Source organism: Pseudomonas sp. B111, from assembly GCF_026428275.1.
Classification (GTDB): Bacteria; Pseudomonadota; Gammaproteobacteria; order Pseudomonadales; family Pseudomonadaceae; genus Pseudomonas; species Pseudomonas aeruginosa.
Genome location: NZ_CP097857.1, coordinates 1,915,978 through 1,929,767, shown reverse-complemented (window position 1 = coordinate 1,929,767; position 13,790 = coordinate 1,915,978). Strand labels below are relative to the sequence as shown.

General features: G+C 66.6%; 13 protein-coding genes. 12 read left to right on the top strand and 1 reads right to left on the bottom strand.

Annotated elements, in window-relative coordinates; all coding sequences use genetic code 11:
• Positions 1 to 20 precede the first annotated feature (20 nt).
• The 10 genes from M6E97_RS09190 to M6E97_RS09145 all read left to right on the top strand — a co-directional run bounded on the left by M6E97_RS09190 (position 21) and on the right by M6E97_RS09145 (position 10,548).
• On the top strand, positions 21 to 1,016 hold the full coding sequence (locus M6E97_RS09190; RefSeq protein WP_034005617.1) for a glucokinase: 996 nt from the start codon (positions 21 to 23) through the stop codon (positions 1,014 to 1,016).
• 34 nt (positions 1,017 to 1,050) lie between these two features.
• Positions 1,051 to 1,779 (top strand): two-component system response regulator GltR, encoded by a 729-nt coding sequence (gltR, locus tag M6E97_RS09185; RefSeq protein ID WP_003091475.1) that lies wholly within the window; start codon positions 1,051 to 1,053, stop codon positions 1,777 to 1,779.
• Between the two features lie 23 nt (positions 1,780 to 1,802).
• Positions 1,803 to 3,224, top strand: a complete 1,422-nt coding sequence (gtrS, locus tag M6E97_RS09180; RefSeq protein ID WP_003130488.1) for a two-component system sensor histidine kinase GtrS — start codon at positions 1,803 to 1,805, stop codon at positions 3,222 to 3,224.
• A 57-nt stretch (positions 3,225 to 3,281) separates the two neighbouring features.
• Positions 3,282 to 3,635 (top strand): endonuclease domain-containing protein, encoded by a 354-nt coding sequence (locus tag M6E97_RS09175; RefSeq protein WP_305954441.1) that lies wholly within the window; start codon positions 3,282 to 3,284, stop codon positions 3,633 to 3,635.
• Between the two features lie 113 nt (positions 3,636 to 3,748).
• Positions 3,749 to 5,011 carry an ABC transporter substrate-binding protein gene (locus M6E97_RS09170; protein WP_003091472.1) on the top strand — a complete coding sequence of 421 codons (1,263 nt, stop codon included), beginning with the start codon at positions 3,749 to 3,751 and terminating at the stop codon, positions 5,009 to 5,011.
• Between the two features lie 100 nt (positions 5,012 to 5,111).
• The gene (locus tag M6E97_RS09165; RefSeq protein WP_003091471.1) at positions 5,112 to 6,044 is read left to right on the top strand and encodes a carbohydrate ABC transporter permease; all 933 of its coding nucleotides are present in this window, start codon (positions 5,112 to 5,114) and stop codon (positions 6,042 to 6,044) included.
• On the top strand, positions 6,037 to 6,882 hold the full coding sequence (locus tag M6E97_RS09160) for a carbohydrate ABC transporter permease (RefSeq protein ID WP_003091470.1): 846 nt from the start codon (positions 6,037 to 6,039) through the stop codon (positions 6,880 to 6,882). The genes M6E97_RS09165 and M6E97_RS09160 overlap by 8 nt, the downstream gene beginning before the upstream one ends.
• 32 nt (positions 6,883 to 6,914) lie before the next feature.
• Positions 6,915 to 8,075, top strand: a complete 1,161-nt coding sequence (locus tag M6E97_RS09155) for an ABC transporter ATP-binding protein (RefSeq protein WP_003091469.1) — start codon at positions 6,915 to 6,917, stop codon at positions 8,073 to 8,075.
• 43 nt (positions 8,076 to 8,118) lie between these two features.
• Positions 8,119 to 9,483, top strand: a complete 1,365-nt coding sequence (gene oprB / locus M6E97_RS09150) for a carbohydrate porin OprB (protein ID WP_014603936.1) — start codon at positions 8,119 to 8,121, stop codon at positions 9,481 to 9,483.
• Positions 9,484 to 9,696: 213 nt separating this feature from the next.
• Positions 9,697 to 10,548, top strand: a complete 852-nt coding sequence (locus M6E97_RS09145) for a D-hexose-6-phosphate mutarotase (RefSeq protein WP_003112064.1) — start codon at positions 9,697 to 9,699, stop codon at positions 10,546 to 10,548.
• 8 nt (positions 10,549 to 10,556) lie between these two features.
• Here the strand turns inward: M6E97_RS09145 and M6E97_RS09140 are convergent, their stop codons facing one another.
• Positions 10,557 to 11,414 carry a MurR/RpiR family transcriptional regulator gene (locus M6E97_RS09140; protein ID WP_003091466.1) on the bottom strand — a complete coding sequence of 286 codons (858 nt, stop codon included), beginning with the start codon at positions 11,412 to 11,414 and terminating at the stop codon, positions 10,557 to 10,559.
• Between the two features lie 186 nt (positions 11,415 to 11,600).
• Between M6E97_RS09140 and zwf the strand changes: the two genes are divergently transcribed.
• A complete protein-coding gene (zwf, locus tag M6E97_RS09135; protein ID WP_003091465.1) occupies positions 11,601 to 13,070 on the top strand; it encodes a glucose-6-phosphate dehydrogenase in 1,470 nt (489 codons plus the stop codon).
• On the top strand, positions 13,057 to 13,773 hold the full coding sequence (gene pgl / locus M6E97_RS09130; protein WP_003130495.1) for a 6-phosphogluconolactonase: 717 nt from the start codon (positions 13,057 to 13,059) through the stop codon (positions 13,771 to 13,773). Before zwf ends, pgl begins: the two co-directional genes overlap by 14 nt.
• The last annotated feature ends 17 nt before the right edge of the window (positions 13,774 to 13,790 follow it).

Genomic DNA, 13,790 nt, shown 5'->3' with positions numbered 1-13,790 from the left:
GGCATTGCGGTTCAATGACGATGAATAACGACAACAAGAGAAGCGCCGGCGGCCTCGGCCTGGTCGGCGATATCGGCGGCACCAATGCGCGTTTCGCGCTCTGGCGCGGGCAGCGCCTGGAATCCATCGAGGTGCTCGCCTGCGCCGACTACCCGCGGCCTGAACTGGCCGTGCGCGACTACCTGGCGCGGATCGGCGAATCGGTGGCGAACATCGACTCGGTCTGCCTGGCCTGCGCCGGTCCGGTCGGGGCGGCCGATTTCCGTTTCACCAACAACCACTGGGTGATCAATCGCGCCGCGTTCCGCGAGGAGCTGGGGCTGGATCACCTGCTGCTGGTCAACGACTTCAGCACCATGGCCTGGGCCGCCTCGCGGCTGGGCGCGGACGAGCTGGTGCAGGTCCGCGCCGGCAGCGCCCAGGCGGATCGCGCCCGGCTGATCATCGGTCCCGGCACCGGCCTTGGCGTCGGCAGCCTGCTGCCGCTGGGCGGGGGACGTTGGGAAGTGCTGCCCTGCGAGGGCGGGCATGTCGACCTGCCGGTCACTTCGCCGCGCGACTTCGCGCTCTGGCAGGGCCTGCAGGCGCGCTACGGACATGTCTCCGCCGAGCGCGCACTGTCCGGCAACGGCCTGCTCGCCCTCTATGAAATCAGCTGTGCCCTGGACGGGGTCGCCGTACGCGCGAGCAGTGCGGCGGAAGTCGGTGCCCTGGCCATGGCCGGCGACGCCCAGGCGGGCGCCGTGCTGGAGCACTTCTTCCTGTGGCTGGCGCGGGTCGCCGGCAACGCGGTGCTCACCGTCGGCGCGCTCGGTGGCGTCTACATTACCGGCGGCATCGTCCCGCGTTTCCTCGAGCGTTTCATCGCCAGCGGCTTCGCCGAGGCCTTCGCCAGGCGTGGCAAGACCAGCGGCGCTTACCTGCAGGACGTACCGGTGTGGGTCATGACCGCCGAACATCCGGGCCTGCTCGGCGCCGGCGTCGCCCTGCAGCAGGCCCTGGACGCCGAGGGCTGAGTCGGCGTCGAGCAACCGCATAAGGAGGAGCCTCGTGAGCGCGAACGGACGATCGATCCTGCTGGTGGACGATGACCAGGAGATCCGCGAATTGCTGGAGACCTACCTGAGCCGCGCCGGCTTCCAGGTCCGCAGCGTCTCGCGGGGCGCCGACTTCCGCCAGGCGCTGTGCGAGGAGGAGGCGAGCCTGGCGATCCTCGACGTGATGCTGCCGGACGAGGACGGCTTCAGCCTCTGTCGCTGGATTCGCTCCCACCAGCGCCTGGCCTGCATGCCGATCATCATGCTCACCGCCAGTTCCGACGAGGCCGACCGGGTGATCGGCCTGGAACTGGGCGCCGACGACTACCTGGGCAAGCCGTTCAGCCCGCGCGAGCTGCTGGCGCGGATCAAGGCCCTGCTGCGCCGCGCGCAGTTCACCCAGGTGCGCGGTGGCGACGTACTGGCCTTCGAGGACTGGCGACTGGATACGGTCAGCCACCGGCTGTTCCACGAGGACGGCGAGGAGTTCTTCCTCAGCGGCGCGGATTTCGCCCTGCTCAAGCTGTTCCTCGACCATCCGCAGCAGATCCTCGACCGCGACACCATCGCCAACGCCACCCGCGGCCGCGAGGTGCTGCCGCTGGAGCGCATCGTCGACATGGCGGTCAGCCGCCTGCGCCAGCGCCTGCGCGACACCGGCAAGGCGCCGCGGCTGATCCAGACCGTGCGCGGCAGTGGCTACCTGCTGGCGGCGCAGGTGCGGCCGCACCTGCAGCCATGAGCGAACGGCGGCGCTGGTCGCCGGTGCCGCGCTCGCTGCTCGGGCGCATGCTGCTCCTGACCCTGCTCGCGGTGCTGGTCGCGCAAGGGCTTTCCAGCCTGTTCTGGCTGTCGCACCTGCGCTCCAGCCAGCGCGAGGGCCTGCTCACCAGCTCGCGCAGCCTGGCCTACTCGATGGCGGCCAGCGTCAGCTACTTCCGTTCCCTGCCGCTCGGCTACCGTCCGCTGGTGCTCGACCAGTTGCGCAGCATGGGCGGTACGCGCTTCTTCGTCTCGCTGAACGACCGGCCGCTGGAGATGCGTGCCCTGCCGGACACGCCGAACAAGCAGGCGGTGCTGGAGATCGTCCAGGACGTGTTGCATCAACGCCTGGGCAAGGAGGTCGAGCTGCAGGTCGAATTCGTCAGTCCCGACGAGCTGCGCCTGTTCAACGGCGCGCTGAAGCTCGACGAGCTGCCGCGTTCCTGGGCGCACTACGCGCTGACCCTGGAGCCGGTGAACCCGCCGGTGCTGGTGACCCAGATCCGCATCGGCGACAGCGAGTGGCTGTACATCGCCAGCCTGATGCCGGCGCCGTATGTCAGCCTGGAACCCGAGGGACTGCAACCGCAGCAGGTGCTCTCGATCGTTTTCACCAGCCTGTTGCTGCTGCTTTTCACCGGCTTGCTGATGCATTGGCAGAGCCGTCCGCTCAAGCGCCTGGCGCGCGCCGCCCGCGACCTGGCCCTGGGCAGTCCGTCGGCAGCGCTGGAGGAACGCGGCGCCAGCGAACTGGTGGAGGTGGCGCGCGCCTTCAACACCATGCACGAGCGCATCGACCGCTACCTGAACGAGCGCGGGCAGTTGTTCAGCGCCATCTCCCACGACCTGCGCACGCCGATCACCCGCCTGCGCCTGCGGGTAGAACTCCTCGAGGACGAGCGCTTGCAGGAGAAGTTCGGGCGCGACCTGGACGAGCTGGAACTGCTGGTGAAGGGCGCGCTGCAGTGCGTGAAGGACACCGATATCCACGAGAACGTCGAGCCGGTCGACCTCAACCTGTTGCTCCAGCACATCGCCGAGCCCTACCTGGCCGATGGCCGGGTGGAGGTCGTCGGTCGCGCCGCGGAGCCTTATCCGGGCAAGCCCCTGGCGCTCAAGCGCTGTATCGGCAACCTGCTGGACAATGCGCTGAAATACGGCGAACGCGCCCGCCTGAGCCTGGAGGACGGACCGGAAGCGGTGGTGCTGCACGTCGACGACGACGGCCCCGGCGTGCCCGAGCAGCGCCTGGAACAGATCTTCGAGCCGCGCTTCCGCCTGTCTCCGCGAGGGCAGGGCTACGGGCTGGGCCTGGGCATCGCGCGCAACATCGCGCACACCCATGGCGGCGAAGTCAGTTTGCAGAACCGTCGCGAGGGCGGCCTGCGGGTCAGCCTGCGCTTGCCGCGCCTGGGGCTGGAGTGATGGGCTGGCTTGGCGGGCCCTTGAACGAGGCAGGTAGGCACGAGGTTCTCCCGCGTTCTGTGGCAGCGGCAGACAGAGGCGGAGCGGGCGCTATGGCAGTGTTTGCGCGGGCATCGATTGCTCGGGCTGAAGTTTCGTCGGCAGAAGATACTCGGGCCGTACATCGTCGATTTCGTCTGTCATGAGCGGATGCTGGTGATCGAACTGGATGGCGGGCAGCATGTGGGTTCGCCGGCCGATGCCTGGCTGGAGAGCCGGGGTCCAGGGTACTGCGGTTCTGGAACGACAACGTGCTGGCGCGCAGGGAGGTGGTGCTGGAGGTCATTCTCGTGTTGTAGGAGGTTTCTGTCGCGAAACCGCCTTGCCGAGTTCAAGTCCAGATTTTCCTGCTCTGCCTCAATTCCAATGTAACCACTCCGTGACAAACCCGGATCGCTTCGTTACCCGCGACGCGGAACGCTTGAATAGACTCGAAGCATTGCAAGCGCAGACTTGCTCCGAATAACAAGAAGAAGGTTTTCCTCATGAATGCGATCCGTCGCCTCTCTGCCGTCATCTGTCTTTCCTCCCTCTGTCTCTCCCCGCTGCTGGCCCAGGCCGGCGAAGTCGAAGTGCTGCACTGGTGGACCTCCGCCGGCGAGAAGCGCGCCGCCGAAACCCTGAAGAAGCTGGTCGAAGCCAAGGGCCACACCTGGAAGGACTTCGCCGTGGCCGGCGGTGGCGGCGAGGCGGCGATGACGGTGCTGAAGACCCGCGCGGTGTCCGGCAATCCGCCGGCCGCGGCGCAGATCAAGGGGCCGGATATCCAGGAGTGGGGCGAACTGGGCCTGCTCGCCGACCTCAACGCGGTGGCCGCCGAAGGCAAGTGGGACAGCCTGCTGCCGAAGCAGGTGGCGCAGATCATGAAGTACGACGGCGACTACGTAGCAGTGCCGATCAACGTACACCGGGTCAACTGGCTCTACATCAACCCGGAAGTGTTCAAGAAGGCCGGCGCCACCCCGCCGACCACCCTCGACGAACTGTTCGTCGCCGCCGACAAGCTCAAGGCCGCCGGTTTCACGCCGCTGGCCCATGGCAGCCAACCGTGGCAGGACGGCACCGTGTTCGAGAACCTGGTGCTGAGCAAGATGGGTCCGGAAGGCTATCGCAAGGCCTTCGTCGAACAGGACAAGGCGACCCTCACCGGAGCGCAGATGGTCGAGGTGTTCGCCGCGCTGAAGAAGCTCCGCGGCTACGTCGATGCCGACGCCGCCGGTCGCGAATGGAGCGCCGCCACGGCGATGGTGATCAACGGCAAGGCCGGGATGCAGATCATGGGCGACTGGGCGAAGAGCGAGTTCACCGCCGCCGGCAAGGTGCCGGGCAAGGACTACCAGTGCCTGCCGTTCCCCGGCACGCAGAAGGCCTTCGACTACAACATCGACTCGCTGGTGATGTTCAAGCTGAGCAACGCGGAGAACCGCAAGGCCCAGGAAGACCTGGCGCGCAGCGTGCTCGATCCGTCCTTCCAGAAGGACTTCAACCTCAACAAGGGCTCCATCCCGGTTCGCCTGGACGCCGACATGGCGCCGTTCGACAGTTGCGCCCAGCAGTCGATGAAGGACTTCAAGCAGGCTTCCCAGGACGGCAACCTGGTGCCGAGCATGGCCCACAGCATGGCCGCTTCCAGCTACGTGCAGGGGGCGATCTTCGACGTGGTGACCAACTTCTTCAACGACCCCGCCGCGGACCCGCAGAAGGCCGCCCAGCAACTGGCGGCCGCCATCGAGGCGGCGGCGCAGTAAGTCCCTGGCGCGGAGCCCGGCCTGGGCTCCGCTCGATCCTCCCGACTGGCTCCGTGCCGCCGAGCGGCACGGGTGGGTTCCTTCGCACGCGAGAAAACGCATGGCGACCAATTCCCCTGTCTATCCCACGGCTCCGGTAGCGCCTCGTCGCGTCTCGCCGCTCGATCGCCTGCAAGGCTGGCTGCCGAAGCTGGTGCTGGCGCCAAGCGTGGTCGTGGTGCTGTTCTGCATGTATGGCTACATCGGCTGGACGCTGCTGCTGTCCTTCACCAACTCGCGCTTCATGCCCAGCTACAAGTGGGCCGGGCTGAGCCAGTACCAGCGCCTGTGGGACAACGACCGCTGGTGGGTGGCGAGCAAGAACCTGCTGCTCTTCGGCGGCTCGTTCATCGCCATCTGCCTGGTGCTCGGGGTGTTCCTCGCGGTGCTGCTGGACCAGCGTATCCGCCGCGAAGGCTTCATCCGCACCCTCTACCTGTATCCCATGGCGTTGTCGATGATCGTCACCGGCACCGCCTGGAAGTGGCTGCTCAATCCGGGCCTGGGCCTGGACAAGCTGCTCCGCGACTGGGGCTGGGAAGGTTTCCGCTTCGACTGGCTGGTGGACCCGGAGCGGGTCGTCTACTGCCTGGTGATCGCCGCCGTGTGGCAGGCCTCCGGCTTCGTCATGGCGCTGTTCCTCGCCGGCCTGCGCGGGGTCGACCCGGCCATCGTGCGCGCCGCCCAGGTCGACGGTGCGAGCCTGCCGACCATCTACCTGCGCATCGTCCTGCCGAGCCTGCGCCCGGTGTTCTTCAGCGCGCTGATGATTCTCGCCCATATCGCGATCAAGAGCTTCGACCTGGTAGCGGCGATGACCGCCGGCGGGCCGGGTTATTCCTCCGACCTGCCGGCGATGTTCATGTATGCGCATACCTTCACCCGTGGCCAGATGGGGCTCGGCGCGGCGAGCGCGATGCTGATGCTCGGCGCGGTACTGGCGATCGTGGTGCCTTACCTGTATTCAGAACTGCGAGGCAAGCGCCATGCGTGACGCGTCCCTGAACCCGAGCTTCAGCGTCAGCCGCCTGGCCGTGCACCTGACCCTCTGGGGCGCCTGCGCGCTTTACCTGGTGCCGCTGCTGGTGATGCTGCTGACCAGCTTCAAGACGCCGGACGACATCCGCACCGGCAACCTGCTGTCGCTGCCCGACACCTTCACCGTCATCGGCTGGCTCAAGGCCTGGGACAGCGTCGGCGCGTTCTTCTGGAACTCGGTGCTGATCACCGTGCCCGGCGTGCTGATCTCCACCTTCATCGGCGCGTTGAACGGCTACGTGCTGTCGATGTGGCGCTTCCGCGGTTCCCAGCTGTTCTTCGGCGCGCTGTTGTTCGGCTGCTTTCTACCGTTCCAGGTGATCCTCCTGCCGATGTCCTTCACCCTCGGCAAGCTCGGCCTGGCCAATACCACCAGTGGCCTGGTGCTGGTCCACGTGATCTACGGCCTGGCCTTCACCACGCTGTTCTTCCGCAACTATTTCGTGGCGATCCCGGATGCCCTGGTCAAGGCCGCGCGCCTGGACGGCGCCGGTTTCTTCACCATCTTCCTGCGCATCCTGCTGCCGATGTCCACGCCCATCGTGATGGTCTGCCTGATCTGGCAGTTCACCCAGATCTGGAACGACTTCCTGTTCGGCGTGGTGTTCGCCAGCGGCGATTCGCAACCGATCACCGTGGCCCTGAACAACCTGGTGAACATCACCACCGGGGTCAAGGAATACAACGTCGACATGGCCGCGGCGATGATCGCCGCGCTGCCCACGCTGGTGGTCTACGTACTGGCCGGCAAGTACTTCGTGCGCGGCCTCACCGCCGGTGCCGTGAAAGGCTGAGACGGGTCGCTGACCCCGGAGACGAACGAAACATGGCAACCCTCGAACTGCGCAACCTGCACAAGAGCTACGGCAGCGGCCTGGCCGATACCCTCAGGGACATCCGGCTGAAGATCGACTCCGGCGAATTCCTGATCCTCGTCGGCCCCTCGGGCTGCGGCAAGTCGACCCTGATGAACTGCATCGCCGGACTGGAGAGCATCACCGGCGGTGCGATCCTGGTGGACGGCCAGGACATCAGCGGCATGAGCCCCAAGGACCGCGACATCGCCATGGTCTTCCAGTCCTACGCCCTGTACCCGACCATGAGCGTGCGCGAGAACATCGCCTTCGGCCTGAAGATCCGCAAGATGTCCCAGGCCGCCATCGACGAGGAGGTGGCGCGGGTGGCCAGGCTGTTGCAGATCGAGCACCTGCTCGAACGCAAGCCGTCGCAGCTCTCCGGCGGCCAGCAGCAGCGGGTGGCCATGGGCCGGGCGCTGGCGCGGCGGCCCAAGGTCTACCTGTTCGACGAGCCGCTGTCCAACCTCGATGCCAAGCTGCGGGTGGAAATGCGCACCGAGCTGAAGCTGATGCACCAGCGGCTGAAGACCACGACCGTGTATGTCACCCACGACCAGATCGAGGCCATGACCCTCGGCGACAAGGTGGCGGTGATGAAGGACGGCGTCATCCAGCAGTTCGGCACGCCGCAGCAGATCTACAACGACCCGGCCAACCTGTTCGTCGCCAGCTTCATCGGTTCGCCGCCGATGAATTTCATTCCGTTGCGCCTGCAGCGCCGGGACGGACGCTGGACCGGCCTGCTCGATAGCGGCCAGGACCGTATCGAACTGCCGCTGAGCCTGGAGCCTGGCCTGGAGGAGGGGCGCGAGCTGATCCTCGGCGTACGGCCCGAGCAGATCGCCCTGGGCGATGGCAGCGCTGCCCATGACCTGCGTACCGAGGTCGAGGTGCTCGAACCGACCGGGCCGGACACCCTGGTCTTCGTCACCGTCAACCAGGTCAAGGTCTGTTGCCGCCTGGCGCCGGACGTCGCGCCGGCCGCGGGCAGCGGCATGAGCCTGCGCTTCGATCCCGCGCGGGTCCTGCTGTTCGACGCGCAGAGCGGCGAGCGCGTGGCCGTGCGCACGGCGGGCGTGGCGGCGGAGAAGGTCACCGCCTTGAACGGCAATCGCCAGAAGAACTCCTGAATCCTTTCGTACTGCCTAGACCACAACCACGAGGACGCTGGAAATGTACAAGAACAAGAAAACCAGACCGGCCGCCAGGACCGTTGGCTGCCTGTTTGCCCTTGGAGCGCTGGGCTTGGGGAGCGCGGCGCACGCCGCCGAGGCGTTCTCCCCGAACTCGAAATGGATGCTCGGCGATTGGGGCGGCAAGCGCACCGAGCTGCTGGAGAAGGGCTACGACTTCAAGCTGGAGTACGTCGGCGAGGCGGCGGCCAACCTCGACGGCGGCTATGACGACGACAAGACCGGGCGCTACACCGACCAGTTCGCCCTGGGCGTGCACATGGACCTGGAGAAGATCCTCGGCTGGAAGGCCGCCGAGTTCCAGTTCACCGTCACCGAGCGCAACGGCAAGAACCTTTCCAACGACCGCATCGGCGACCCGCGTGCCGGGCACATCAGCTCGGTGCAGGAGGTCTGGGGCCGCGGGCAGACCTGGCGGCTGACCCAGCTGTGGCTCAAGCAGCAGTACTTCGACGGCGCGCTGGACGTGAAATTCGGCCGTTTCGGCGAGGGCGAGGACTTCAACAGCTTCCCCTGCGATTTCCAGAACCTGGCCTTCTGCGGCTCGCAGGTGGGCAACTGGGCGGGGAGCATCTGGTACAACTGGCCGGTCAGCCAGTGGGCGTTGCGGGTGAAGTACAACTTCGCGCCGGACTGGTACGTGCAGGTCGGCGCCTACGAGCAGAACCCGTCGAACCTGGAGACCGGCAACGGCTTCAAGATGAGCGGCAGCGGGACCAAGGGCGCGCTGCTGCCGGTGGAGCTGATCTGGCAGCCGAAGGTCGGCGCCGAGCAACTGCCGGGCGAGTACCGGCTGGGCTACTACTACAGCACGGCGAAGGCCGATGACGTCTACGACGACGTCGACGGCCAGCCGCAGGGGCTGACCGGCAACGACTTCAAGTCGCGCGGCAGCAAGCATGGCTGGTGGGTGGTGGCGCAGCAGCAGGTCACTTCGCACAACGGCGATGCTTCGCGCGGGTTGAGCCTGTTCGCCAACCTGACGGTCCACGACAAGGCGACCAACGTGGTGGACAACTACCAGCAGCTCGGGGTGGTCTACAAGGGTCCGTTCGATGCGCGGCCGAAGGACGACATCGGCCTGGGCATCGCGCGCATCCACGTCAACGACGATGTGAAGAAGCGCCAGCGCCTGGTGAACCAGGTGAACGGCATCGACGATTACGACAACCCGCTGTACCAGCCGCTGCAGGACACCGAGTACAACGCCGAGCTGTACTACGGGGTGCATGTGACCGACTGGCTGACGGTGCGGCCGAACCTGCAATACATCAAGCAGCCGGGCGGGGTCGACGAGGTCGACAACGCGCTGGTGGCGGGGATCAAGATCCAGACGGTGTTCTGACCGTCGCGTTGCCTGCTCCGGTGTTGTGCCTGGGCCCGCCCGAGCGTTTCGGGCGGGCCGTTTTTTCCGGCGACCGCTCTTCCCGGCTGCCTGTTACAAACCGACTACGCTTTTCCTGTGCCGATCATTTGGGGCTTGCGTGCGAAATGTAGTAAAACTACACGGATGCACGCCCGGGCTTTCCGGGAAGGGGAGAGGGTAGGACAATCGGACATGCTTGAGCATCCGCTGCAGCGTTTCTTTCATTCCATGCGGGCCAAGCGACCGTTCGACTGGGTACGCTTCCAACGTCGCGATCTGCTGTTGATCGACCATCCGCTGTGCCAGGCCGTATTCAGTCGGCAAGGGGCGCAGCTCCTGCATTTCCAGCCGCAGGGCGAACGCCCGTTGCTGTGGTGCGCCAGCGAATGGCCGGCCCTCAGCAGTGCGCCGGTGCGCGGCGGCATCCCGGTCTGCTGGCCGTGGTTCGGCAGCCATCCGAACGGCAGCGAATGGCCGCAGCAGGGCTGGGCGCGGCAACGCGAATGGCGCCTGCTGGATGCCTACGCCGACGAAAGCAAGGTGGTGGTGAGCTGGCAACTGGACCTGGAGGACTGGCACGTGCGCCTCGATGCGCGCCTTGGCCAGCGCCTGGAGCTGGAGCTGTGCAGCTACCATGAGGAAGACGACGATTGCCTGTTCAGCTTCGCCCTGCAGCCCTACTGGCGGGTCGGCGCGCTGAGCCGGGTGGTGGTGCACGGCATGGAGCTGGAGTCGGCTCGCGGCCAGCGCGGCGCTTCGCGGATTCCGGGAACCTGGATACCGCGCGGCGCGGTCAAGCAGGTGCTCTACCATCCCGGATCGCTGGTGCTGGAGGACGGCGGCTGGAACCGCCGCTTGCGGATCGACAAGAACGTCAGCGCCGGCAGCGTGATCTGGCACCCCGGCAGCCGCCCGGTGGAGCAGGTCGAGCCGGGCGAAGCGGAACGCTTCCTCTGTATCGGCGCCGCTGGCTACCGCCCGGGTGGGCTGATCCTGGCGCCCGGCGAACGCATGCGCCTGAGTCTCGCCGCCGGCCTGCAATAGGCGGGCGGTCAGTTGTCCTCGTCGAGGGGATAGCGGGTCGGCACCAGGCTTTCCTTGATCCGCCGCAGGTGCGGCTGGAAGTCCACGCCGCGGCGCAGGGTCACTCCGGTGGCCAGTACGTCGAGCACGGTGAGCTGGACGATCCGCGAAGTCATCGGCATGTAGATGTCGGTGTCTTCCGGCAACGGGATGTCCAGGCACAGGGTGCTGGCCCTGGCCAGCGGCGAGCCGGCGGCGGTCAGGCCGAGCACCGAGGCGCCGTTCTCCCGCGCCAGGTGCGCCACCTCCACCAGCTCGCGGGTGCGTCCGGTATAGGAAATCACCACGAACAGGTCGCCGGTATGCGCCACCGAGGCGATCATCCGTTGCATCAGCACGTCGGCCTGGGCGCTCACCGCCAGGTTGAAGCGGAAGAACTTGTGCTGCGCGTCGAGCGCTACCGAGGCCGAGGCGCCGAGACCGAAGAAGTGGATCTGCCGGGCCTGGATCAACAGGTCCACGGCGCGGTCGATGACGCGTGGGTCGAGCAGCTTGTGGGCGCTGTCGAGGGAGGCGATGGTGTTGCTGAAGATCTTCCGTGTATAGGCTTCCGGCCCGTCGTCCTCGGCTACCGCCTGGGTCACGAAGGCAGCGCCGCTAGCCAGGCTCTGGGCCAGCTGGATCTTCAGTTCCGGATAGCCGCTCATGCCGAAGGAGCGACAGAAGCGGTTCACCGTCGGTTCGCTGACCGCTGCCGCCTGGGCCAGGGCGGCGATGCTGAAGCGGGTGGCCTGCTGCGGGTTCTGCAGGATGACCTCGGCGACTTTGCGCTCCGCCTTGTTCAGTTCGTCCAGGCGGCTCTGGATCTGCTCCAGCAGGTTTTTCATCCGGGTTCCTCGTGTTCTGTCGGCCCGGCGGAGAAGGGCCGGCGGCGGCGCCTATCCTAACGTCAGGCCGGCATGCGACCAACAGCGTGGCGGGCTGGGAAAAATATGTTGTTTAATTACTACATATTTGTCTTAATTGCGCAGTGGATGGCTCAATATCACTCAATATTTGGTTGGTAACAACAAATGCCTGATGTCCGCGTTCTGCCTTGCACGTTAGCGCTGTTCGGTGCGCTGGGCGATCTCGCCTTGCGCAAGCTGTTCCCGGCGCTCTACCAACTCGATCGCGAGAACCTGCTGCACCGCGATACCCGCGTCCTGGCCCTGGCCCGTGACGAAGGCGCTCCCGCCGAACACCTGGCGACGCTGGAGCAGCGCCTGCGCCTGGCGGTGCCGGCGAAGGAGTGGGACGACGCGGTCTGGCAGCGTTTCCGCGAACGCCTCGACTACCTGAGCATGGACTTCCTCGACCCGCAGGCCTATGTCGGCTTGCGCGAGGCGGTGGACGACGAACTGCCGCTGGTCGCCTACTTCGCCACGCCGGCCTCGGTGTTCGGCGGCATCTGCGAGAACCTCGCCGCCGCCGGTCTCGCCGAGCGCACCCGGGTGGTGCTGGAGAAGCCCATCGGTCATGACCTGGAGTCGTCCCGCGAGGTCAACGAGGCAGTCGCCCGGTTCTTCCCGGAAAGCCGCATCTACCGGATCGACCATTACCTGGGCAAGGAGACGGTGCAGAACCTGATCGCCCTGCGCTTCGCCAACAGCCTCTTCGAGACCCAGTGGAACCAGAACCACATCTCCCACGTGGAGATCACCGTGGCCGAGAAGGTCGGCATCGAAGGCCGCTGGGGCTACTTCGACCAGGCCGGGCAACTGCGCGACATGGTGCAGAACCACCTGCTGCAACTGCTCTGCCTGATCGCCATGGATCCGCCCAGCGACCTTTCGGCGGACAGCATTCGCGACGAGAAGGTCAAGGTGCTCCGCGCCCTCGAGCCGATTCCCGCCGAACAACTGGCTTCGCGCGTGGTGCGTGGGCAGTACACCGCCGGTTTCAGCGACGGCAAGGCAGTGCCGGGCTACCTGGAGGAGGAACATGCGAATCGCGACAGCGACGCGGAAACCTTCGTCGCCCTGCGCGTGGATATCCGCAACTGGCGCTGGTCGGGCGTGCCGTTCTACCTGCGCACCGGCAAGCGCATGCCGCAGAAGCTGTCGCAGATCGTCATCCACTTCAAGGAGCCGCCGCACTACATCTTCGCTCCCGAGCAGCGTTCGCTGATCAGCAACCGGCTGATCATCCGCCTGCAGCCGGACGAAGGTATCTCCCTGCAAGTGATGACCAAGGACCAGGGTCTGGGCAAGGGCATGCAATTGCGTACCGGCCCGCTGCAACTGAGTTTTTCCGAGACCTACCACGCGGCGCGGATTCCCGATGCCTACGAGCGTCTGCTGCTGGAGGTCACCCAGGGCAACCAGTACCTGTTCGTGCGCAAGGACGAGGTGGAGTTCGCCTGGAAGTGGTGCGACCAGCTGATCGCTGGCTGGGAACGCCTGAGCGAAGCGCCCAAGCCGTATCCGGCGGGGAGTTGGGGGCCGGTGGCCTCGGTGGCCCTGGTGGCCCGCGATGGGAGGAGTTGGTATGGCGATTTCTGAGTTGAAGCTGCCGGCCGGCGTCGGCCTGCAGGTCTGGGGCAGCGCCGCCGAGCAGGCCCGCGGCCTGGCCGCCGAGGTCGCCGGCCGGTTGCGCTCGGCGCTGGCCGAGCAGGGCCAGGCGTTGCTGGTGGTGTCCGGTGGGCGCAGTCCGGTGGCCTTCCTCGAAGCCTTGAGCGAGGAGCCGCTGGACTGGTCGCGGATCACCCTCAGCCTGGCCGACGAGCGCTGGGTGCCGGAGTCGCATGCCGATAGCAACGCCGGCCTGGTTCGCCGCCACCTGCTCCGTGGCGAGGCGGCGAAGGCGCGCTTCATCGGCCTCTACCAGCCGGCGGCGAGCCTGGAGGAAGCGGCCGAGCTGGCCGACCACCACCTGCACGAGCTGCCGTTGCCGATCGACGTGCTGGTCCTCGGCATGGGCGACGACGGCCATACCGCCTCGCTGTTCCCGAACAGCCCTGGCCTGGACCTGGCGATGGATCCCCAGGGCACGCGCCGTTGCCTGCCGATGTGGGCGCCGAGCGTGCCGCACCAGCGCCTGACCCTGCCGCGCGCCGTGCTGGCGGCGGCGAAGGTGCAGCTGCTGGCGATCCAGGGCCAGTCCAAGCTGGCCACCCTGAACACCGCGCTGGCGGTCGAGGACGAACGGCGGATGCCGGTTCGCGCCTTCCTCCGCGCGCCGCTGACGATCCATTGGTACCCCTGAGTGGCGGAGCTGTAGCC